General features: G+C 54.7%; 16 protein-coding genes and 2 tRNA genes. 8 read left to right on the forward strand and 10 right to left on the reverse strand.

All coding sequences use genetic code 11. The annotated features are described in order from the left end of the window. Nucleotides 1–314: 314 nt before the first annotated feature. Entirely contained in the window at nt 315–962 is a 648-nt protein-coding gene (locus V1599_RS14780) for a YchE family NAAT transporter (protein WP_112011645.1), read from the reverse strand. Between the two features lie 480 nt (nt 963–1,442). Here V1599_RS14780 and adhE point away from each other — a divergent pair, with 480 nt between their 5' ends. Further along, the gene (adhE, locus tag V1599_RS14785) at nt 1,443–4,121 is read left to right on the forward strand and encodes a bifunctional acetaldehyde-CoA/alcohol dehydrogenase (RefSeq protein WP_112011644.1); all 2,679 of its coding nucleotides are present in this window, start codon (nt 1,443–1,445) and stop codon (nt 4,119–4,121) included. Between the two features lie 66 nt (nt 4,122–4,187). On the opposite strand, the gene tdk is transcribed toward adhE, so the two are convergent. Then, nucleotides 4,188–4,802: a thymidine kinase gene (gene tdk, locus V1599_RS14790; protein WP_112011643.1), complete on the reverse strand. Its 615-nt coding sequence runs from the start codon at nt 4,800–4,802 to the stop codon at nt 4,188–4,190. A gap of 546 nt (nt 4,803–5,348) precedes the next feature. Here tdk and hns point away from each other — a divergent pair. Beyond that, entirely contained in the window at nt 5,349–5,762 is a 414-nt protein-coding gene (gene hns / locus V1599_RS14795) for a histone-like nucleoid-structuring protein H-NS (RefSeq protein ID WP_112011642.1), read from the forward strand. 188 nt (nt 5,763–5,950) lie between these two features. Here the strand turns inward: hns and galU are convergent, their stop codons facing one another. The 3 genes from galU to rssA form a co-directional block, all read right to left on the reverse strand. Next, complete coding sequence (gene galU, locus V1599_RS14800) at nt 5,951–6,856, reverse strand: UTP--glucose-1-phosphate uridylyltransferase GalU (RefSeq protein WP_112011641.1); 906 nt, start codon at nt 6,854–6,856, stop codon at nt 5,951–5,953. 199 nt (nt 6,857–7,055) lie between these two features. Then, nucleotides 7,056–8,069: a two-component system response regulator RssB gene (rssB, locus tag V1599_RS14805; RefSeq protein WP_112011640.1), complete on the reverse strand. Its 1,014-nt coding sequence runs from the start codon at nt 8,067–8,069 to the stop codon at nt 7,056–7,058. 89 nt (nt 8,070–8,158) lie between these two features. Then, nucleotides 8,159–9,061: a patatin-like phospholipase RssA gene (gene rssA / locus V1599_RS14810; RefSeq protein ID WP_112011639.1), complete on the reverse strand. Its 903-nt coding sequence runs from the start codon at nt 9,059–9,061 to the stop codon at nt 8,159–8,161. Nucleotides 9,062–9,175: 114 nt separating this feature from the next. Between rssA and V1599_RS14815 the strand changes: the two genes are divergently transcribed. From V1599_RS14815 to V1599_RS14830, 4 genes are all read left to right on the forward strand, one after another. Then, nucleotides 9,176–9,634: a YchJ family protein gene (locus V1599_RS14815; protein WP_112011638.1), complete on the forward strand. Its 459-nt coding sequence runs from the start codon at nt 9,176–9,178 to the stop codon at nt 9,632–9,634. 48 nt (nt 9,635–9,682) lie between these two features. Further along, on the forward strand, nt 9,683–10,525 hold the full coding sequence (gene purU / locus V1599_RS14820) for a formyltetrahydrofolate deformylase (protein ID WP_112011637.1): 843 nt from the start codon (nt 9,683–9,685) through the stop codon (nt 10,523–10,525). Nucleotides 10,526–10,681: 156 nt separating this feature from the next. Next, a tRNA-Tyr gene (locus V1599_RS14825) sits at nt 10,682–10,766 on the forward strand. Nucleotides 10,767–10,801: 35 nt separating this feature from the next. Next, nucleotides 10,802–10,886: transfer RNA gene (locus tag V1599_RS14830), tRNA-Tyr, on the forward strand. 214 nt (nt 10,887–11,100) lie between these two features. On the opposite strand, the gene narI is transcribed toward V1599_RS14830, so the two are convergent. The 5 genes from narI to V1599_RS14855 form a co-directional block, all read right to left on the reverse strand. Beyond that, nucleotides 11,101–11,778: a respiratory nitrate reductase subunit gamma gene (gene narI, locus V1599_RS14835; RefSeq protein WP_006175857.1), complete on the reverse strand. Its 678-nt coding sequence runs from the start codon at nt 11,776–11,778 to the stop codon at nt 11,101–11,103. Further along, the gene (gene narJ / locus V1599_RS14840) at nt 11,778–12,488 is read right to left on the reverse strand and encodes a nitrate reductase molybdenum cofactor assembly chaperone (RefSeq protein ID WP_297120684.1); all 711 of its coding nucleotides are present in this window, start codon (nt 12,486–12,488) and stop codon (nt 11,778–11,780) included. Before narJ ends, narI begins: the two co-directional genes overlap by 1 nt. After that, nucleotides 12,485–14,020: a nitrate reductase subunit beta gene (gene narH / locus V1599_RS14845; RefSeq protein ID WP_297120681.1), complete on the reverse strand. Its 1,536-nt coding sequence runs from the start codon at nt 14,018–14,020 to the stop codon at nt 12,485–12,487. The genes narJ and narH overlap by 4 nt, the downstream gene beginning before the upstream one ends. Then, a complete protein-coding gene (locus tag V1599_RS14850; RefSeq protein WP_395300331.1) occupies nt 14,017–17,760 on the reverse strand; it encodes a nitrate reductase subunit alpha in 3,744 nt (1,247 codons plus the stop codon). Before V1599_RS14850 ends, narH begins: the two co-directional genes overlap by 4 nt. Before the next feature lie 379 nt (nt 17,761–18,139). Continuing rightward, nucleotides 18,140–19,537: a NarK family nitrate/nitrite MFS transporter gene (locus V1599_RS14855; protein ID WP_395300332.1), complete on the reverse strand. Its 1,398-nt coding sequence runs from the start codon at nt 19,535–19,537 to the stop codon at nt 18,140–18,142. Nucleotides 19,538–19,846: 309 nt separating this feature from the next. Between V1599_RS14855 and narX the strand changes: the two genes are divergently transcribed. Both narX and narL read left to right on the forward strand, forming a co-directional pair. Further along, nucleotides 19,847–21,643 (forward strand): nitrate/nitrite two-component system sensor histidine kinase NarX, encoded by a 1,797-nt coding sequence (gene narX / locus V1599_RS14860; protein ID WP_395300333.1) that lies wholly within the window; start codon nt 19,847–19,849, stop codon nt 21,641–21,643. After that, nucleotides 21,636–22,286, forward strand: a complete 651-nt coding sequence (gene narL, locus V1599_RS14865; protein ID WP_003856701.1) for a two-component system response regulator NarL — start codon at nt 21,636–21,638, stop codon at nt 22,284–22,286. The genes narX and narL overlap by 8 nt, the downstream gene beginning before the upstream one ends. Nucleotide 22,287 lies beyond the last annotated feature (1 nt).

A 22,287-nucleotide genomic window follows, 5' to 3' on the forward strand; every position in this document is an offset into this window, starting at 1 on the left:
ACCGATTTTGTACAAAAGTTTAACAATTGATTATTATTTAGCACATTCCTCTAAGGGAATCTTGAATTTACTAATATCATTTCGGGTATCGCGCAGCAAGCCCCAGAGTATGGTGTGAGTAAAATAACAGTGTGATTGAATGGATTATGCTCAGAGCAGTGTGGGTAGAGTAGGTAACCGGCTGAAATGTAACGAAGGTTCATTATTAGCGGAATTTATTATAGCCTGTGTGATATTCAACTTTATTTATATGATTTACTGATAATCACGTAAAAAAAACGGAGCCACAGGCTCCGCTCTTTCAAATGAAATTGTTAATGCAGGAGGCCAGGGAAAATACTTTTGATCCCGGTCACAATAAATTCGATGCCCAGCGCCATCAGCAACAACCCCATGATACGGGTTATCACGTTAATACCCGTCTGCCCCAGCAGGCGAACGAGCCAGGGAGCCATACGGAATACCCCCCAACAGCAAAGCGCAAAAAGCGCAATCGCCACGGAGAAACCGATGAGGTGAACCCAGTTGTGATAACGCGTCCCCCACACGATGGTGGAGCTGATTGCGCCAGGGCCTGCCATCAGCGGCAGAGCCAGCGGCACCACGCCGATGCTTTCGCGGATCGCGGTTTCTGATTTTTCCTGTTTGTTTTGTTTGTCTTCGCCCAGCTTGCCGCTGATCATCGACATCGCGATGGTCACGACCAGAATTCCGCCCGCAATACGAAAGGAATCAATCGAGATCCCGAACACCTGGAGTATCGCATCACCAAGGTACAGAGAGGTAAGCAGAATAATGGCCACCGACAGGTTTGCCGTCAGGTTGGTTTTATTTCGCGCCGCGGCTGTTTGGTAGCTGGTCATACTGATAAAGACGGGAATGATCCCCACCGGGTTTACCAGCGCAAACAAACCGATAAAAAACTTAAAATATGTAGGAAAATCAAAGAGCGTTTGAATCACATTTTGCTCCGCAAATGCGCATGTTCAGGGTCCAGAAAGCCGTCATGGTAAAACCGTGCTGAAGATACGCTTTTTATTCGAACACTTCACCTGATATCTACACCAAAACGGTGTCAATTCATCATGTTAAACATTTGTATAATTAATGATAGCGTCACTTCCAATAGTTTCGTAATTATTTAACACTGGAAAAATCTCAAAGAAATAACCCTGCTGAAAGGTATCAGCTTAGGTATAAATTGACGCAGATCATGATTTCGGTACTCAGAAGTGAGTAATCTTGGCTACGCCGCCAGGGAGATCACCTATCAAAAAGGTATGATGCTAAGGTAAGGCTCTTTTAGTAAATTAGTGATCAGGAGCAGCAAGTAACCCTTTGTTTTAATGTGGGTTACGCAAGTAGCACCCGCTCTTACTATACTGTCTTTCGTATTGAGCGCTGGTTTACTAAAAGAGTTTAAACATTATCAGGAGAGCATTATGGCTGTTACTAATATCGCTGAACTGAACGCACTCGTTGAGCGCGTGAAAAAAGCCCAGCGTGAATATGCCAATTTCACCCAAGAACAGGTTGATAAAATCTTCCGCGCGGCCGCTCTGGCTGCTGCAGATGCTCGAATCCCTCTCGCTAAAATGGCCGTTGCCGAATCTGGCATGGGTATCGTTGAAGATAAAGTGATCAAAAACCACTTTGCTTCAGAGTATATCTACAACGCCTATAAAGATGAGAAGACCTGCGGCGTACTGTCTGAGGATGATACCTTCGGCACTATCACCATCGCAGAACCCATCGGCATCATTTGCGGTATCGTTCCAACCACCAACCCAACCTCTACTGCTATCTTCAAATCGCTTATTAGCCTGAAGACCCGCAACGCAATCATCTTCTCTCCGCATCCACGTGCAAAAGACGCAACCAACAAAGCGGCCGATATCGTTCTGCAGGCAGCCATTGCCGCCGGTGCGCCGAAAGACCTGATTGGCTGGATCGACCAACCTTCCGTTGAGTTGTCTAATGCGCTGATGCATCACCCAGACATTAACCTGATCCTCGCGACCGGTGGTCCAGGCATGGTTAAAGCTGCATACAGCTCCGGTAAGCCAGCCATCGGCGTGGGCGCGGGTAATACGCCTGTTGTTATCGACGAAACCGCCGATATCAAACGTGCTGTTGCATCCGTTCTGATGTCCAAAACCTTCGACAACGGCGTTATCTGTGCGTCTGAACAGTCTGTGGTTGTTGTTGATTCCGTTTACGATGCCGTTCGCGAACGCTTCGCGAGCCACGGCGGCTACCTGCTGCAGGGTAAAGAACTGAAAGCCGTTCAGGACATCATCCTGAAAAATGGCGCGCTGAATGCCGCTATCGTGGGTCAGCCAGCGTACAAAATCGCTGAACTTGCTGGCTTCACCGTACCGGCTACCACCAAGATTCTGATTGGTGAAGTGAAGGTTGTTGACGAAAGCGAGCCGTTCGCACACGAAAAACTGTCCCCTACTCTGGCAATGTACCGTGCAAAAGATTTCGAAGACGCGGTAGAAAAAGCAGAGAAACTGGTTGCGATGGGCGGTATCGGCCACACCTCATGTCTCTACACTGACCAGGACAACCAGCCAGAACGCGTTGCTCACTTCGGTCAGATGATGAAAACAGCACGTATCCTGATTAACACCCCTGCTTCTCAGGGTGGTATCGGCGACCTGTATAACTTCAAACTCGCACCTTCCCTGACTCTGGGTTGTGGTTCCTGGGGTGGTAACTCCATCTCTGAAAACGTTGGTCCAAAACACCTGATCAACAAGAAAACCGTTGCTAAGCGAGCTGAAAACATGTTGTGGCACAAACTTCCGAAATCTATCTACTTCCGCCGCGGCTCACTGCCAATCGCGCTGGATGAAGTGATTACTGATGGCCACAAGCGTGCGCTCATCGTGACTGACCGTTTCCTGTTTAACAACGGCTATGCAGATCAGATCACCTCTGTGTTGAAAGCTGCTGGCGTTGAAACTGAAGTATTCTTCGAAGTTGAAGCTGACCCAACCCTGAGCGTAGTGCGCAAAGGTGCGGAGCTGGCCAACTCCTTCAAACCAGATGTGATTATCGCTCTGGGCGGTGGTTCCCCAATGGACGCCGCGAAAATCATGTGGGTTATGTACGAACATCCAGAAACCCACTTTGAAGAACTGGCTCTGCGCTTTATGGACATCCGCAAGCGTATCTACAAGTTCCCGAAAATGGGCGTAAAAGCGAAAATGATCGCCGTTACTACCACTTCCGGTACGGGTTCAGAAGTGACGCCGTTTGCGGTTGTAACTGACGATGCAACAGGTCAGAAATACCCACTGGCTGACTACGCATTGACGCCAGATATGGCTATCGTCGATGCCAACCTGGTCATGGAAATGCCTAAGTCACTGTGTGCCTTCGGTGGTCTGGATGCCGTAACTCACGCACTGGAAGCTTACGTTTCCGTTCTGGCATCTGAGTTCTCTGACGGTCAGGCCCTTCAGGCACTGAAACTGCTGAAAGAAAACCTGCCAGCGTCTTACAACGAAGGGGCTAAAAATCCTGTAGCACGTGAGCGTGTACACAGTGCGGCAACCATCGCCGGTATCGCGTTTGCGAACGCCTTCCTGGGTGTTTGCCACTCAATGGCGCACAAGCTGGGCTCTCAGTTCCACATTCCTCACGGTCTGGCGAACGCCCTGCTGATCAGCAACGTTATCCGCTATAACGCTAACGACAACCCAACCAAGCAGACTGCCTTCAGCCAGTATGACCGCCCTCAAGCGCGTCGTCGTTATGCTGAAATCGCCGATCACCTGGGTCTGAGCGCACCGGGCGACCGCACTGCTGCTAAGATCGAGAAACTGCTGGCATGGCTGGAAAGCCTGAAAGCGGAGCTGGGTATTCCTAAGTCTATCCGTGAAGCTGGCGTTCAGGAAGCTGACTTCCTCGCTCACGTAGACAAACTGTCTGAAGATGCGTTCGATGACCAGTGTACCGGTGCCAACCCGCGCTACCCGCTGATCGCCGAGCTGAAACAGATTCTGCTGGATACCTACTACGGACGTGAGTTCAAAGAAAGCGATACTGTCGCAGCGAAAGTTGAAGCACCTGTTGTTAAAGCTGACAAGAAAGCCAAGAAAAACGCTTAATTGGTAGCCAAATAATAAAACCCGCCGATGGCGGGTTTTTTATTACCTGAAAATAACCATGTGGAATTATTTCTGGTTCTCATTCTGCAGCGCCGTCAGCGAGCCTACCGCTAGCGCTTCCTTATAATGTTTGCGACAGACCGAGACATAGCGCTCATTGCCCCCTATCACCACCTGTTCGCCATCAGCATAGGGTTTGCCTGCCTGATCCAGACGAAGCACCATACTCGCTTTACGACCGCAAAAGCATATTGTCTTAAGTTCAACCAGCTTATCTGACCAGGCCAGGAGATATTGGCTGCCTGGAAATAACTCGCCCCTGAAATCGGTGCGCAAACCATAGCAGAGAACGGGAATATCCAGCTCGTCTACTACTTCAGAAAGCGCGTGAACTTGCTCGCGCGTCAGGAACTGGCTTTCATCCACCAGCACGCAGTTAATGGCCTTAGAGGCGTTCTCAGTCCGGATATCCTGCAGAAGGTCGGTGGTGGGATTAAACAGCCTTGCAGGGGACGAGAGGCCGATTCTCGAGCTCACCTTGCCTGCACCATAGCGATCGTCAATTTCGGCGGTGTAGACAACGGTACGCATGCCTCTTTCCTGATAATTGTAGGAAGACTGCAGTAACGCCGTGGATTTCCCTGCATTCATTGCTGAATAGTAGAAATAAAGTTGTGCCATTGGCATAAAACCCTAATCAAAGTGTAATAATCCCGATGAGTCATTGTACCATGTTTTGTAGGTTTTTAAGTGACGTGCTGCGCGCGGCAGACTCTCTCCATACCAAATCTGCCATCAGAGCAGGTAGAAAATAATCCGTGAAAACAGGCATTAACGTTTTAATGGGGGTCTATAAGCAAAGCGTGAAATCAGGGATAACACTTCTTTTTATACTGGAATCATTGTTCATTAAAATTCACTATTTATTAACTCACCGGGACACCACCACGCTTTACCGGAGTAATACAAAAGGCTGATATTTGTCCGCTGCAACTATAATTCCTGCGTGAAACGTCACAAAACAAACAGATAGCGCCTTGCCTTAGTCGTTGTATGCATATCTCCGGGCCCCGATAAACGCCAAAATTTAAGTTAGCGTAATTAATAATGGGGAATTTTATTTTGTATTTTTTGAATTCCTTACATTCCCGCCTATTGCACAACTGAATTTATCGCTCTATTATTAGGACAACAAACCACCCCCATTATAAGTTTGAGATTACTACAATGAGCGAAGCACTTAAAATTCTGAACAACATCCGTACTCTTCGTGCGCAGGCAAGAGAATGTACCCTTGAAACGCTTGAAGAAATGCTGGAAAAATTAGAAGTTGTCGTTAATGAGCGCCGCGAAGAAGAAAGCGCTGCCGCTGCTGAAGTTGAGGAACGTACTCGTAAATTGCAGCAATATCGCGAAATGCTGATTGCTGATGGTATCGATCCAAACGAATTGCTGAACAGCATGGCTGCAGCAAAAACCGGCACCAAAGCAAAACGTGCTGCTCGCCCGGCTAAATATAGCTATGTTGACGAAAACGGCGAAACTAAAACCTGGACCGGCCAGGGCCGTACTCCTGCTGTTATCAAGAAAGCAATGGATGAGCAAGGAAAACAGCTGGATGATTTCCTGATCAAGGATTAATCCGAATAACGCTTTTTAAAATCCCGCTTTTAGCGGGATTTTTTGTATCCATAATTTGCCGCCGTCACGCCCGAATGGGTCGCCATATAGCCGTATCGACCACACCCGAGGACAAATTCATTAGGCTGCAGGCATAAAAAAGACCGACGGGCACGGCCACATCGGTCTGGTTAGCGCGAATAAGAATATTACTTAGCCATCACGCTGTCTTTAAGCCAGGTCTTAAATTCTTCACCCAGGCTATTATGACGAATGCCATATTCGACGAACGCCTGCATATACCCCAGCTTATTACCACAGTCGTGGCTTTTGCCTTTCATATGGTAGGCTTCAACGGTTTCTTTCTCGATCAGCATATCGATTGCATCAGTCAGCTGGATCTCGTCACCTGCGCCAGGAGGCGTTTTCGCCAGCAGCGCCCAGATTTCCGCGCTCAGGACATAACGCCCCACGACCGCCAGGTTAGATGGCGCAACGTCAGCTTTTGGTTTCTCAACGACACCGACCATCGGCACGCTTTCGCCAGGCTCAAGAGGAGCACCTTTGCAGTCAACGACGCCGTATGCGGTCACATCCTCAACAGGCTCAACCATGATCTGGCTGTTTCCGGTTTCGTCAAAACGCGCGATCATCTCTGCCAGGTTATCCTGGGAGAGATCGGACTCATATTCATCAAGAATAACGTCAGGAAGGATAACCGCGACAGGCTCATCACCAACAACTGGATGCGCGCAGAGCACGGCGTGGCCCAGGCCTTTAGCCAGGCCCTGGCGCACCTGCATAATAGTCACGTGCGGAGGGCAAATAGACTGTACTTCGGCTAACAGCTGGCGTTTGACACGCTTTTCCAGCATCGCTTCAAGTTCAAAACTGGTATCAAAATGGTTTTCGATCGAGTTTTTAGATGAATGGGTGACCAGCACAATTTCAGTAATGCCCGCCGCGATACATTCATTCACGACATACTGGATTAATGGCTTATCAACCAAAGGCAGCATCTCTTTAGGGATTGCCTTCGTCGCGGGTAACATCCTGGTCCCCAATCCCGCCACCGGGATAACGGCCTTTCTGACTTTCGAATTTAGGGCAGCCATTGAAATTCTCCTGAACTGTTCAAGTTTTGAACTTTTATGCAATTAATAACGCGTTGAGTATATCAGCCACACCCGCTAGTCAGGGTCTGAAAAGAACGCGTTGCCGATCAATTAGGATAAATACGTATGATTCTGGCAGTGATAGTAGCACTGCCATCAAAACACGGGTAAAGCATTCTGCTGAATAAAATCCAACTGCTTATTCCGTGGACAACATTAAGCGTAACCGCCCTCCCGCTCCCCAAACCTGACACTGCCAGGATGAGCAACGATGGCTAATTTGATTAAGATAGGCTGTTCCTAACGTTCCCAGCGGCACGCCGCTGCTCACCTGAATATGGTGCTCCCCCGTATTCAGGGTGGCGTTTAAACCCGCAGAAACCAGGATGAGATTATTTAATTCACTGTGATAATAGCCTACCAATAGCGGAAACTGGCCGGGCAAATTGGCCTGTCGGAAAAGCTGATTGACCTGTTTAAGTAAGCTGCCGAGTTCCGGCAGTCGTTGCCCCTGGTGAGATAACTGTTCCTGAAGCAATCCATTAAAAAGCGCGCGAAGTAATAACGCAGCTAAAACACCATTATCCCCTGCCCGCGTCACGTCCAGACAATAAAAAGCGAGATCGTTATCGGAAAGCGGCGCAATATCCAACACCAGCCCCGGCTGATCTGCTGCCACAAGCTGTCGATAATTTACTCTGCAGTGTGATATCGATTGTTGTACCGGCGGCTGCAGCTCCTGCAATAATTTCGCTGCGGCATGAGGGTTGCTTACCAGGGCATCCCAGTCCTGGAATAATCGCTCTTCTTCTTCGACGCGAGAATTAAACATATTGGGATACAAACACGCCAGCACCGTTTCACGCAGCCGGTTTAAATCCTTAACGGGCTTGAGCAGAATATCCTGCACGCCGAGGCGCAGCGCTTTTGCAATATCAGCCATCTCCTCCGTGGCAGAAATGACCAGAATGGGCATTTGATTACCATCGGCACGAAGGCGTTCAACCAGCATCAAACCGTTCATGCGCGGCATAGCGAGGTCGCAAATCATGAGGTCATGGGTAACGCTGGCCATTTTCTCCAGCGCATCAATACCGTCTGTTGCCAGCGATGTGTCTGCTCCCAGTGAGGTTAACCACGAATCCAGCAGCGATCGGAAAACGGGCTCGTCTTCAACTATCAAAATGTGTTTTCCGGCCAATGGCTGCGTCATGATTCCTCCCAGGCAGACAGTTAGTAAATAGTGGCACGCTATCGGTACTATCGCCTGTCCGATTTTGCTGAAAAAAACAAAAAAAATGCTCAGTGAGTTGACCGGATAAACGGCAGCAACTCATCCATTTTCTTCTCTACGGCTAACGAGCCCGCTGCGATGGCGGCCTCAGCGCGGTGGAAATCAAGCGTCGAAATTTGAGGGCAGTACGGCTGTATCAAAATATCCGGTGGGTCCCCTGCCATACGGTTTCGCTTCAGGCGATTCTCAAGAACCTGAATGGAGGTGGTCATGATTTCCATTGCGGTCGGCGCCGCAACGGCGCGACGTGCGGTAAAGCGGCCTATGCGCCCTCTCAGACGTTCGTGCCAGGCACGTTTTTCCGCTTCAACGTCTTCGCTATGCAGATTGACCGGCAAAAGGTCCTGCTGCATCAGATGAGCATCGTGCTGCAGGTCGACGGCAATGACGATATCCGCGCCCATCGCGCGCGTCAGAGAAATAGGTACGGGATTAACCACCCCGCCATCGACCAGCCAGTAGCCATTGTGAGGCACGGGCGCCATCAGTCCGGGTATGCTGCAGGAGGCGCGAACGGCCAAATGGATATCCCCTTCGGTCAGCCACAGCTCTCTGCCGGTGCTGAGGTTCGTCGCCACGGCACCGAACGGCATTTGGCAGTGGCTGAAATCATCGAGGGGCATAACCTGACGGAATTGATTAAAGACGCGTTCGCCGCGCAGCAAGCCGCCGCGCTGCCAGGAGAGGTCCATCAGGCGCAGCACGTCCCAGTAGCTAAACGAGCGAACCCACTTTTCCAGCTCCGGGAGTTTACCGCAGGCATATGCAGAACCGACCAGCGAACCAATCGAACATCCCGCTACGATATCAACGTCCACGCCCATCTTGTTCAGGGCATTAATCACGCCAATGTGTGACCAGCCCCGGGCCGCACCTGAGCCCAGCGCAAGACCAATTTTTACCTTTCTCATCAGACCTGTTTTACTTCCCCTGGATTCCTGACATAGCATCAACGCACGTGCTCAGTTAACATGTTGCTACCCTAAGCGTTAAACGCCCTTATTTTTTGTTCCAGGAAGAGAATTGTGTCTCAACTCTGCCCCTGTGGTAGCGCTCTGGAGTATAGCCTATGTTGCCATCGATATCTTTCCGGCGCGCAGGTTGCACCAGACCCATCACACCTTATGCGCTCGCGGTATACTGCTTTTGTGATCAAAGACGCAGACTACCTTATTAAAACCTGGCACCCATCCTGTCAGGCGGACGAATTTCGCCAGGATATTGTTGCCGGATTCGCCAAAACCGTGTGGCTTGGGCTGACCGTATTTGAAACCGCTAACGGCCGCGATGACAGCGAAGGCTACGTCAGTTTCGTCGCACGGTTTTCCGAGAATAACACGTCCGGCGCCATCATCGAACGTTCCCGGTTCTTAAAGGAAAGCGGGCGATGGTATTATATTGACGGAACGCGTCCACAGTTTGGCCGTAACGATCCCTGCCCCTGCGGTTCAGGTAAAAAATTTAAAAAGTGCTGCGGGCAGTAACGCCTGACAGCCCAGACTTCGCAAATACTCAAACAGGATTTCCCGGCAATGCAATCACTACAACGTAAAGTTCTGCGCACCATCTGCCCCGATCAAAAAGGGCTCATCGCACGAATTACCAACATCTGTTACAAGCATGAGCTGAACATCGTGCAGAACAACGAATTCGTTGACCACCGTACCGGACGCTTTTTCATGCGTACCGAGCTCGAAGGTATTTTCAACGACACCACCCTGCTTGCCGATCTTGACAGCGCCCTGCCGGAAGGTTCCGTACGCGAACTGACGCCAGCGGGACGTCGCCGCATTGTCATTCTGGTGACCAAAGAGGCGCACTGCCTGGGCGACCTGCTGATGAAAGCTAACTACGGCGGGCTGGATGTCGATATTGCCGCCGTCATTGGTAACCACGAGACGCTGCGTTCGCTGGTTGAGCGCTTCGATATTCCCTTCGAGCTGGTGAGCCATGAAGGCCACACGCGCGAAGAGCATGACCAGCTGATGGCTGACGCCATCGAGGCGCATAACCCGGACTATGTCGTTCTGGCGAAATATATGCGCGTGCTGACCCCGTCATTTGTGGCGCGCTTCCCTAACAAAATCATCAATATTCACCATTCGTTCCTGCCGGCCTTTATCGGCGCGCGTCCTTACCATCAGGCCTACGAACGCGGCGTGAAGATCATCGGCGCCACCGCGCACTACGTGAACGACAACCTGGACGAAGGCCCAATCATCATGCAGGACGTCATTCACGTGGATCACACCTACACGGCGGAAGACATGATGCGTGCCGGGCGCGACGTTGAGAAAAACGTGTTAAGCCGCGCGCTGTACCAGGTGCTGGCGCAGCGCGTCTTCGTGTACGGCAACAGAACGATTATTCTTTAATCCTTCGTAAAATGAATTGATTAGCTTTGCGCCTTTACGGATAAAAAGCAGCCAAACGACCGCTATTACGTAAAGGAAAGCTTTACAGGGGCGCCTCATTTGATATGATGCGCCCCGCTTCTCACCGAAGCAGGCCAGTAAAAAGCATTACCCCGTGGTGGGGTTCCCGAGCGGCCAAAGGGAGCAGACTGTAAATCTGCCGTCATCGACTTCGAAGGTTCGAATCCTTCCCCCACCACCATCTCTCAGCTTCATCTCAAAATATGAATTACCCCTGGTGGGGTTCCCGAGCGGCCAAAGGGAGCAGACTGTAAATCTGCCGTCATCGACTTCGAAGGTTCGAATCCTTCCCCCACCACCATCACTTTCAAATGACTACAAACCTTCTGTTTGCACCAGGCTTCATGCCCGCCCAAATACGCTTCACATATCGTTTCTTGCTAACCTTCAGTTTTCGTAGGCCGGGTAAGGCGCAGCCGCCACCCGGCAACAGACAACGTCACAAGTTGCGGGAAGGCACCTGCCATGGGGCAAAAAAAACCCCGCGAGCGCGGGGTTCAAAGTAAAACGCAGAGCTAGCGGCGGGCGCGCACAACCTGATATTTGCGCGTCAGGTACTCCACCGGCACGCTCCAGATGTGCACCAGGCGCGAGAACGGGAACAGCACGAACAGCGTCATCCCCAGCACCAGGTGCATGCGGAAGATAAACGCCACGCCGTCCAGGTGCTCAGACGCGCCGCCGTGGAAGGTCACCACGGACTGCGCCCAGCCCACCAGCTTCATCATCTCGCTGCCGTCCATATGCTGCGCCGAGAACGGAATGGTCATCAGGCCCAGCGCGCACTGGATCACCAGCACCGACATCACCAGAATGTCCGCCGCGGTTGTGGTAGCGCGAATGCGCGGGCTAAAGAGGCGGCGCTTGAGCAGCAGCAGCCCACCCACCAGGCACATCAGGCCCGCGGCGCCGCCGCCGAACATCGCCATCTTCTGCTTAACGTCCAGCGGCAGCCAGGATTCATACACCCAGTGCGGCGTCAGCATCCCGAAGGCATGTCCCGCGATAACGCCAAGAATGCCGATGTGGAACAGGTTGGACGCCAGGTTCATCCCTTTGCGATCCAGCATCTGGCTGGAGGCCGCACGCCAGGTGTACTGACCATAGTCATAGCGAAGCCAGCTTCCCACCAGGAACACGGTGCCCGCAATGTACGGGTAAATGTCAAAGAAGAACATATTCAGGAAGTGCATTATTGCCGTCCTCCGTTAGAGATATTCAAATATTGCGGGGCAACAGCACCGGCAAAACGACGCTGGTGAGCAGAGATTTCAGACTCGCCGCAGTTCTGGTCTGCAAAGAATTTCACCTGCTCCTCTTCCCAGACCGCGTCCAGCGCTTCCGGCGTGTCGTCACGCGCTTCATCCGCGATTTTCTCCGCGACTTTCTTACCGTCGACGGCGGCGTTAGCCAGCTTGACGAGCAGATCGAACAGCACCGCATAGCGGCTTTCACGCTGCTTGAGGCGCGCGCTCAGCAGGGCCAGAATCGGTGCGACGTCCTGCAACCCGCCTAGCGCCTCTTCTTTCGGCAGCTGTGCCAGGTACTCCAGATACAGCGGCAGATGATCCGGCAGCTCGCGGCTGTCGAGCTGCAGGCCGTGCTGTTCGTACTGGGCCATCAAATCCACCATCGCCTGTCCGCGGTCGCGGGATTCGCCATGAACGTGTTCGAAAAGAAGCAGCGAGGTTGCGCGACCCCGGTCGAAGAGCTGGCTGTAATCTGACTGCGCGTCGAGAAGATCGCGCGCGAGCAGGTCACGGAGGAAAACGCCCAGATTATGGGCATCCTCTTTATCCAGGTTTTCAGATGACGCGAGTGCATCAAAGAGTTCCTGCTGATGCTGCGCAAGCGCAGCATCCGGGTACTCGAGCAGACGCGAAACAATGACGAGTTCAATCATTGGTGCGGCTCCGTTTTGCTGGTCACATCCAGGGCATCGATGCGGCGGCTGTTGAACAGGTTGAATTTGGTGTCAGACCCGTGGCAACCGTCGCCAAAGCTGAAACCACACCCGCTTTTCTCCGGGAAGGCATCGCGTGCCTGCTCGCGGTGGCTGCTCGGCACCACGAAACGATCTTCGTAGTTCGCAATCGCCAGGTAGCGGTACATCTCCTGAGCCTGCGCTTCGGTGAGCCCCACCTCTTCCAGCGCGCGGGTATCGCTAACGCCGTCAACGGTTTCCGCACGCTTAAAGTGGCGCATCGCCAGCATGCGCTTCAGGGCCAGCAGAACCGGCTGGGTATCGCCTGCGGTCAGCAGGTTTGCCAGGTACTGAACCGGAATGCGCAGGCTTTCCACGTCCGGCAGAATGCCGTTGCTGCCCAGCTCGCCCGCGTCAGCGGCGGACTGAATCGGAGACAGCGGCGGCACGTACCACACCATCGGCAGCGTGCGGTATTCCGGGTGCAGCGGCAGGGCCAGCTTCCAGTCCATCGCCATTTTGTACACCGGAGACTGCTGCGCCGCGTCGATCACGCTCTGCGGGACGCCGTCCTTCAGCGCCTGCTCGATCACTTTCGGATCGTTCGGATCGAGGAAAACGTCCAGCTGGCGCTGGTACAGATCTTTCTCGTTCTCGGTGCTGGCTGCGGTTTCAATCGCGTCCGCATCGTACAGCAGCACGCCGAGGTAGCGAATGCGGCCTACGCAGCTTTCGGAGCACACGGTCGGCATGCCCGCTTCGATACGCGGGTAGCAGAAGATGCACTTCTCGGACTTGCCGCTCTTCCAGTTAAAATAGATTTTTTTGTACGGACAGCCGGTGATGCACATGCGCCAGCCGCGGCACTTGTCCTGGTCGATCAGCACGATGCCGTCTTCTTCACGCTTGTAGATGGCACCGCTCGGGCAGGTCGCCACGCACGCCGGGTTCAGGCAGTGTTCGCACAGGCGCGGCAGATACATCATGAAGGTGTTTTCGAACTGGCCGTACATCGCCTTCTGCATGTTTTCGAAGTTTTTGTCTTTCGACAGCTTCTCAAACTCGCCGCCGAGATCGTCTTCCCAGTTCGGGCCTTTTTCGATTTTCGCCATACGCTGGCCGGTGATCAGCGAGCGCGGGCGCGCAATCGGCTGATGCTTGCCTTCCGGCGCGTTGGCCAGGTTTTGGTAGTCGAAGTCAAACGGCTCGTAATAATCGTCGATGCCCGGCAGGTGCGGGTTAGCGAAGATTTTACCCAGCAGCATGGCGCGGTTACCCATGCGCGGCTGAATTTTGCCGTTGATTTTGCGGATCCAGCCGCCCTTGTATTTCTCCTGGTTTTCCCAGTCGGTCGGGAAGCCGGTGCCCGGCTTAGTCTCAACGTTGTTGAACCAGGCGTATTCGGTGCCTTCGCGGCTGGTCCAGACGTTTTTACAGGTGACCGAGCAGGTATGACAGCCGATGCATTTATCCAGATTCAGCACCATGCCGACTTGTGAACGAATTTTCATTTTACGCTCTCCTGTACCTGGTCATTACCTTCGCCGTCTAACCAGTTAATATTCTTCATCTTACGGACCACCACGAACTCATCGCGGTTAGACCCTACCGTACCGTAGTAGTTAAAGCCGTAGGCCAGCTGCGCATAGCCGCCGATCATGTGGGTTGGCTTCGGCGTAATGCGGGTCACGGAGTTATGAATACCGCCGCGCTGTTCCGTTATCTCTGAACCCGGCAGGTTCACGATACGTTCCTGAGCGTGGTACATCATGGTCATCCCGGCCGGCACGCGCTGGCTCACGACCGCACGCGCGGTCAATGCGCCATTGCTGTTGAACACTTCGATCCAGTCGTTATCGACAATGCCCAGCTCCTTCGCGTCCGCTTCACTCATCCACACGATCGGACCACCGCGACCCAGGGTCAGCATCAGCAGGTTGTCGCTGTAGGTAGAGTGAATGCCCCACTTCTGGTGCGGCGTCAGGAAGTTCAGCGCTTTCTCCGGATTGCCGTTGGATTTATCGCCCATCACCTCTTTTACGGAGCGGGTGTCAATCGGCGGACGATAAACCAGCAGGCTTTCACCGAAGTCGCGCATCCACTGGTGATCCTGATACAGAGACTGGCGGCCTGACAGGGTCCGCCACGGGATCAGCTCGTGAACGTTGGTGTAACCGGCGTTGTAAGAGACGTGCTCGTCTTCAAGCCCAGACCAGGTCGGGCTGGAGATGATTTTGCGCGGCTGGGCCTGAATATCGCGGAAGCGAATTTTCTCTTCCTCTTTATTCTTCGCCAGATGCGTATGGTCGCGTCCGGTAAATTCGCTCAGGGCCGCCCACGCCTTCACCGCTACGTGGCCGTTGGTTTCCGGCGCCAGGGTCAGGATCATCTCTGCCGCGTCAATTGCCGTGTTCAGCATCGGCTGGCCTTTGGCCGGGCCTTCCGCCTTGGTGTAATTGAGCTTGCGCAGCAGATCCATTTCGCTCTGCGTATTCCACGCGATGCCTTTACCGCCGTTGCCGATTTTCTCCATCAGCGGGCCGATAGAGGTAAAGCGCTCGTAGGTCGCCGGATAGTCACGCTCAACCGGAATGATGTGCGGGGCGGTCACGCCCGGGATCAGGTCGCATTCACCTTTTTTCCAGTCCTTCACGTCCAGCGGCTGCGCCAGCTCGGCGGCAGAGTCGTGCTGGATTGGCAGCGTCACTACGTCGGTCTCTTTGCCGAGGTGCCCTACGCAGACTTCAGAGAATTTCTTCGCGATGCCCTTGTAGATCTCCCAGTCGCTTTTGGATTCCCACGCCGGATCAACGGCGGCAGACAGCGGATGAATAAACGGATGCATGTCCGAGGTATTCATATCGTCTTTTTCATACCATGTCGCGGTTGGCAGCACGATGTCGGAGTACAGGCAGGTGCTCGACAGGCGGAAGTCCAGCGTCACCACCAGATCCAGCTTGCCGTCCAGGCCGTTGTCCTGCCATTCCACCTCTTCCGGCTTCACGCCGCCCTGCTTGCCGAGATCTTTGCCCTGGATACCGTGCTCGGTGCCCAGCAGATACTTCAGCATGTACTCGTGGCCTTTACCGGACGAGCCCAGCAGGTTTGAACGCCAGATAAACAGGTTGCGCGGGTGGTTTTTACCGTTTTCAGGCTGTTCCGCCGCGAAGCGAAGGGAGCCGTCCTTCAGGGACTTAACGGTGTAATCCACCGGCGTCATGCCCGCCTTCTTCGCCTCTTCCGCGATACGCAGCGGGTTGGTGCCCAGCTGCGGCGCGGACGGCAGCCAGCCCATGCGCTCGGCGCGCACGTTGAAGTCAATGAGGTGGCCGCTGTAGCGGGATTTATCCGCCATTGGCGACAGCAGTTCCTGCGCGGTCACCGTCTCGTAGCGCCACTGGCTGGAATGGTTATAGAAGTAGGAGGTGCTGTTCATGTGGCGCGCCGGACGCTGCCAGTCAAGGCCAAACGCCAGAGGCTGCCAGCCGGTCTGCGGACGCAGCTTTTCCTGGCCCACGTAGTGCGCCCAGCCGCCGCCGCTCTGGCCCACGCAGCCGCAGAAGATCAGCATGTTGATCAGGCCGCGGTAGTTCATGTCCAGGTGATACCAGTGGTTCAGACCGGCCCCGACGATGATCATTGAACGGCCGTGGGTCTTGTCGGCGTTTTCCGCAAACTCGCGCGCGATGCGGACGATCTGCGCGCGCGGCACGCCGGTGATCTTCTCTGCCCACGCGGGGGTGTACGCTTTAATATCGTCATAGCCGGTTGCGCAGTTTTCATCGTTCAGGCCGCGCTCAAGGCCGTAGTTCGCCATGGTCAGGTCGTAAACGGTGGTCACCAGCGCGGTAGAGCCGTCGGCCAGCTGCAGGCGCTTCACCGGCAGCTTGTGCATCAGCACGTTTTGCAGCTCAACCTTGTTGAAGTGCTCGGTGCCGTCGCCGCCGAAGTACGGGAAGCCGACTTCCGCGATGTCGTCCTGGCTGCCCAGCATGCTGAGGCGCAGCTCGGTTTCCGCGCCGCTCGTGCCGTCGCGCTGCTCGAGGTTCCATTTACCCTTTTCACCCCAGCGGAAGCCGATAGAACCGTTAGGCGCTACCATTTCGCCGTCGCTGTTAAAGGCAACGGTTTTCCATTCCGGGTTGTTTTCCTGGCCCAGTGAATCCACCAGGTCGGCGGCGCGCAGCATGCGGCCTGCGGCGTAATAGCCGTCGCGCTCTTCCAGCATGACCAGCATCGGCATGTCGGTATAGCGGCGCACGTAGTCGGTGAAGTACTGGCTTGGCTTATCGAGGTGGAACTCGCGCAGCATGACGTGGCCCATCGCCAGCGCCATCGCCGCATCTGTGCCCTGCTTCGGCGCCAGCCACAGGTCGCAGAGCTTGGCGATTTCCGCGTAGTCAGGGGTGACCGCGACGGTTTTGGTGCCTTTGTAACGCACTTCGGTAAAGAAGTGGGCGTCCGGGGTACGGGTCTGCGGGACGTTAGATCCCCAGGCAATGATGTAGCTGGAGTTATACCAGTCCGCGGATTCCGGCACGTCGGTCTGCTCGCCCCAGGTCTGCGGAGACGCAGGCGGCAGGTCGCAGTACCAGTCATAGAAGCTCAGGCAGGTCCCGCCAATCAGGGAGAGGTAGCGCGCGCCGGACGCGTAGGAGACCATCGACATCGCCGGGATCGGCGAGAAGCCCGCCACGCGGTCCGGGCCGTAGGTTTTGACGGTATAGACGTTGGAGGCCGCAATCAGCTCGTTGACTTCTTTCCAGGAGGAGCGCACAAAGCCGCCGCGACCGCGAGCCTGCTTGAAGCTTTTCGCTTTGTCGGCGTCTTCAATGATGGATGCCCATGCGTCGACCGGATCGCTGTGCTGCGCTTTTGCTTCGCGCCACATCTTCATCAGGCGCTTGCGCATCAGCGGGTATTTAAGACGGTTGGCGCTGTACAGATACCAGGAGTAGCTCGCGCCGCGAGGGCAGCCGCGCGGCTCGTGGTTTGGCATATCAGGGCGCGTGCGCGGATAGTCGGTCTGCTGCACTTCCCAGGTCACCAGGCCGTTCTTAACGAAAATCTTCCAGCTGCACGAGCCCGTGCAGTTTACGCCGTGGGTAGAGCGGACAACCTTGTCATGCTGCCAGCGCTGACGGTAGCCGTCCTCCCAGTCCCGGTTGGTTTCCAGAACCTGGCCGTGCCCATCGGCAAAGGTTTCGCCCTTCTGCTTGAAGTAGCGGAACCGATCCAAAAATTTGCTCATCGGGTATCTCCTGTGTGGAGCCTGTGGCTCTCTAAATCGACATTGCTGATTTGCAGCGAAGGTAACGCTCTGAAACCTGTGGAGAATTGATAACGATCAAGGCTGGGGGGCTCTCTGTAACGAGGTATTACATGCACTACCACCAAAGCGGTATAATTTTTAATTTTATATATTATTGATATATATAGAAAAAATAGTTTTATCGTACAAAAGGCACGGCGTTTTTTAACATCTTAGGTATTAAGGGGTAGGCATCCCTATAGAGTGATGGCGATCGCAGTGCCGCGCCGGGCGGTGGGAGAGCATCTTTAAGTATGTTGTAACTAATAGAAGGTTAAAAAAAGCGCGGCACTGCGGCCGCGCGAACGGATAATCAAACTTACTTGTTTTTCTTGGTATTACGTCCATATACCAGCCACGTTATGGCAACGCAGGCGATATAGAAGATGAGGAAGACTTTCATTGCGCCCGCCGGAGAACCGGTAAGATCCAGCGAAATGCCGAACGCTTTTGGAATAAAGAAGCCGCCAATTGCGCCAATCGCAGAGATAAAGCCCAGCGCTGCCGCGGTGTCCGTTGCCGCTTCACGCATCGCCTGCTCCTCAGAGCCGCCCTGCGCCTTCACGCGGTTCATCGTCAGCTTGCGGAAGATCACGGAGATCATCTGGAAGGTGGACGCACTGCCCAGCCCGGCCGTCAGGAACAGCACCATGAACACGCCGAAGAAGGCAATAAAGTTACCGCCCTGGCCGTTGACCGGCAGCGTCAGGAACAGCAGCGCGCAGAAGATAGCCATCACGATAAAGTTCACCAGCGTAACGCGCGTGCCGCCCAGGCGGTCGGAAATCATTCCGCCGGTAGAACGGGCCAGCGCGCCGATGAACGGGCCGAAGAACGCGTACTGCAGGATCTGCACGTCAGGGAACTGGGTTTTAGACAGCATCGCAAAGCCCGCAGAGAACCCGATAAAGGAGCCGAAGGTCGCCAGGTACAGCAGTGCCATGACCCAAAGGTGGCCGCGCTTCAGCACCGGCAGCTGCTCGCTTAGAGAAGCCTTAGAGGCGGACAGATCGTTCATGAAGAACCAGGACGCCAGCGTAAAGACCACCAGCAGCGGCACCCAGATCCAGGCCGCGTTTTGCAGATAGAGGGATGAACCGTCCGGCTGCTCAACGCCCGTACCGCCGAAGGCCGCGAAGATGGACACGGAGATCGCCAGCGGCGCAATCAGCTGCATCACGCTCACGCCCATATTGCCCAGACCGCCGTTAATGCCCAGCGCGCCGCCCTGCTTCTCTTTCGGGAAGAAGAAGCTGATGTTCGCCATGCTGGACGCAAAGTTTGCGCCGGCAAAGCCGCACAGCAGGGAGATGATCACGAAGACGCTAAACGGCGTGGAGGTATCCTGCACGGCGAAGCCCAGCCACACGCACGGAACGATCATGATCCCGGTACTGAATGCCGTCCAGCGGCGGCCGCCAAACAGCGGAACCATAAATGCGTAAGGCACGCGCAGCAGCGCGCCGGACAGCGCCGGAAGCGCGGTCAGCATAAACAGCTGATCGGTCGTAAAGAAGAAACCCACCTTCGGCAGGTTAACCGCCACGGCACTAAACAACATCCATACGCAAAACGCTAACAGCAAACATGGAACTGAAATCCACAGGTTGCGGCTTGCAACCTTGTGACCCCGCTGCTGCCAAAACGCCGGATCTTCCGGACGCCAGTCAGTAATAACGGCACCATTTTCCCTTTCGGGAGCGGATGAGTGACTCATAGACACCTCTGATTCTCGAATGATGCTGCAAACATTAGGGGTTTAGGCGGGCGGTAAGTTGATATAAATCAAAGGAAAAGGCAGTGGTTTTGCGGCGAAAAAAAAGTCATTACCCTTAGTGAGTAGAGATTTACGCTCAAAAAGACGTGGTTTTTCACCGCGCTGAGGCGCTGGGATACTCCCCCTCTTCAAAACCTAACCCCACCGGCAATTTAGAGGTAATCCTTTATTGGTATGGGTATACTCCAGGGTATGCACCAGAATATCGCCATTCCTGCAGTCAGGTCACGTCAGGAGCCCGGCAACTCTATGTTAAAAAGATGTTTATCTCCACTCACGCTGGTTAACCAGCTGGCGCTTATCGTTTTGCTGTCCACCGCGATCGGTGTGACCGGCATGGCGATCTCTGGCTGGCTGGTACAGGGCGTACAGGGTAATGCGCATGCCATCAACGAGGCAGGTTCGCTACGCATGCAGAGTTATCGCCTGCTCGCCGCGGTGCCTTTGACCCAGGACGACCTGCCGCTCATCGCCGACATGGAGCATACCGCCTTTAGCCCGGAACTGGAAAGAGCCGCGAAGCGCGACGGACAAGAGGCGCAGCTGAAAGCGCTGCAGGGCTACTGGCACACGCAGCTCAGGCCGGGCCTGCAGCAGGCCAAAAGCCAGGATACGGTTGCGGCGGACGTCGCGGCCTTTGTTTCGCGCATTGATGCCCTCGTCTCTTCGTTCGACCACACCACCGAAATGCGTATCGACAGCGTGGTTAGAACACACGTCATCATGGCGATGTTTATGGCCATGCTGCTGATTTTCACCATCATCTGGCTGCGCGCGCGGCTTCTGAAGCCGTGGCGAGCGCTGCTGGTCATGGCGCGCGCCGTCGCCGACCGGGATTTTAGCCAGCGCACGCACATTCACGGGCGCAATGAAATGGCGATGCTCGGCCAGGCGCTGAACACCATGTCGGAAGAGCTCTCCGAAAGCTATGCGGTGCTGGAAAAACGGGTTCAGGAGAAAACCGCCGGGCTGGAGCAGAAAAACGAAATTCTCTCTTTCCTGTGGCAGGCCAACCGCCGCCTGCACATGCAGGTGCCGCTGTGCGAGCGGCTCTCGCCGGTCCTTAACGGCCTGCAAAACCTTACCCTGCTGCATGACCTTGAGCTGCGCGTTTACGATATCGAAGATGAAGAAAACCATCAGGAGTTTACCTGTCAGTCGGACGTGTCCTGCGACGAAAAGGGTTGCCACCTGTGCCCGCGCAGCCTGCCCGCGCAGAATACCAGCGGAACAACCCTGAAATGGCGATTGACGGACAGCCACACCCAGTACGGCATCCTGCTGGCCACGCTGCCAGCCGGGCGTCATCTTAGCCACGATCAGCAGCAGCTCGTGGACACGCTGGTCGAACAGCTGACCGCCACGCTGGCGCTTGACCGTCATCAGGAAAAGCAGCAGCAGCTCATCGTGATGGAGGAGCGCGCGACCATTGCCCGCGAGCTTCATGACTCCATCGCCCAGTCGCTCTCCTGCATGAAGATGCAGATAAGCTGTCTGCAGATGCAGGGGGAAGGCATGCCGGAGAGCAGCAAGCAGTTGCTCAGCCAGGTGCGCAACGAGCTGAATACCTCCTGGATACAGCTTCGCGAGCTGTTAACCACCTTCCGCCTGCAGCTGACCGAGCCGGGTTTACGCCCGGCGCTTGAGGCCAGCTGCAGCGAGTTTAGCGCCCGCCTGGGCTTCCCGGTGAAGCTGGACTACCAGCTGCCGCCGCGGTTCGTCCCCTCCCATCAGGCGATTCATCTGCTGCAAATCGCCCGCGAAGCGATGAGCAACGTGCTCAAGCATTCCGAAGCGACGGCGGTGACCGTCACCGTGAGCCACCAGAACAATCAGGTGAAGCTTAGCGTCAGGGATAACGGCCGCGGCGTGCCGGAAAATGCCGAAAGAAGTAACCACTACGGCCTCATCATCATGCGAGACCGCGCGCAAAGCCTGCGCGGTGATTGCCAGGTTCGCCGGGCTGAAACGGGCGGCACCGAAGTTGTCGTCACCTTTGTTCCCGAAAAACCGCTCATAACTGCTCAAGGAGAAAACCATGACTAATCAGGAACCGGCCTCTATCCTGTTGATCGATGACCATCCGATGCTGCGCACCGGCGTGAAACAGCTTGTCAGCATGGCGCCCGATATCACCGTCGTCGGTGAAGCCAGCAACGGCGAACAGGGGATAGAGCTTGCCGAGTCGCTCGATCCGGATTTGATCCTGCTCGATCTCAACATGCCGGGCATGAACGGTCTGGAAACGCTCGACAAGCTGCGTGAGAAATCGCTTTCTGGCCGCGTGGTGGTCTTTAGCGTCTCGAATCATGAGGAAGACGTGGTCACGGCGCTCAAGCGCGGGGCCGACGGCTATCTGCTGAAAGATATGGAGCCAGAGGATCTGCTCAAGGCGCTGCAGCAAGCGGCCGCCGGAGAGATGGTGTTGAGCGAAGCGTTAACGCCGGTCCTGGCCGCCAGCCTGCGAGCTAACCGCGCCACCTCTGACCGTGACGTCAGCCAGCTCACCCCGCGCGAGCGCGACATTCTGAAGCTGATTGCCCAGGGCCTGCCGAACAAGATGATCGCCCGCCGCCTGGACATCACCGAAAGCACGGTTAAGGTCCACGTGAAGCACATGCTGAAGAAAATGAAGCTCAAATCCCGCGTTGAAGCGGCGGTGTGGGTCCATCAGGAGCGTATTTTCTAAG

The organism is Enterobacter sp. ECC-175 (genome assembly GCF_043968675.1).
GTDB lineage: Bacteria > Pseudomonadota > Gammaproteobacteria > Enterobacterales > Enterobacteriaceae > Enterobacter.

Bases quoted from the DNA above. Each gene is read 5' to 3' on its own strand.
- adhE (WP_112011644.1), top strand. From the start codon at position 1,443: ATGGCTGTTACTAATATCGCTGAACTGAACGCACTCGTTGAGCGCGTG.
- tdk (WP_112011643.1), bottom strand. From the start codon at position 4,802: ATGGCACAACTTTATTTCTACTATTCAGCAATGAATGCAGGGAAATCC.
- hns (WP_112011642.1), top strand. From the start codon at position 5,349: ATGAGCGAAGCACTTAAAATTCTGAACAACATCCGTACTCTTCGTGCG.
- galU (WP_112011641.1), bottom strand. From the start codon at position 6,856: ATGGCTGCCCTAAATTCGAAAGTCAGAAAGGCCGTTATCCCGGTGGCG.
- rssB (WP_112011640.1), bottom strand. From the start codon at position 8,069: ATGACGCAGCCATTGGCCGGAAAACACATTTTGATAGTTGAAGACGAG.
- rssA (WP_112011639.1), bottom strand. From the start codon at position 9,061: ATGAGAAAGGTAAAAATTGGTCTTGCGCTGGGCTCAGGTGCGGCCCGG.
- purU (WP_112011637.1), top strand. From the start codon at position 9,683: ATGCAATCACTACAACGTAAAGTTCTGCGCACCATCTGCCCCGATCAA.
- narI (WP_006175857.1), bottom strand. From the start codon at position 11,778: ATGCACTTCCTGAATATGTTCTTCTTTGACATTTACCCGTACATTGCG.
- narJ (WP_297120684.1), bottom strand. From the start codon at position 12,488: ATGATTGAACTCGTCATTGTTTCGCGTCTGCTCGAGTACCCGGATGCT.
- narH (WP_297120681.1), bottom strand. From the start codon at position 14,020: ATGAAAATTCGTTCACAAGTCGGCATGGTGCTGAATCTGGATAAATGC.
- V1599_RS14850 (WP_395300331.1), bottom strand. From the start codon at position 17,760: ATGAGCAAATTTTTGGATCGGTTCCGCTACTTCAAGCAGAAGGGCGAA.
- V1599_RS14855 (WP_395300332.1), bottom strand. From the start codon at position 19,537: ATGAGTCACTCATCCGCTCCCGAAAGGGAAAATGGTGCCGTTATTACT.
- narX (WP_395300333.1), top strand. From the start codon at position 19,847: ATGTTAAAAAGATGTTTATCTCCACTCACGCTGGTTAACCAGCTGGCG.
- narL (WP_003856701.1), top strand. From the start codon at position 21,636: ATGACTAATCAGGAACCGGCCTCTATCCTGTTGATCGATGACCATCCG.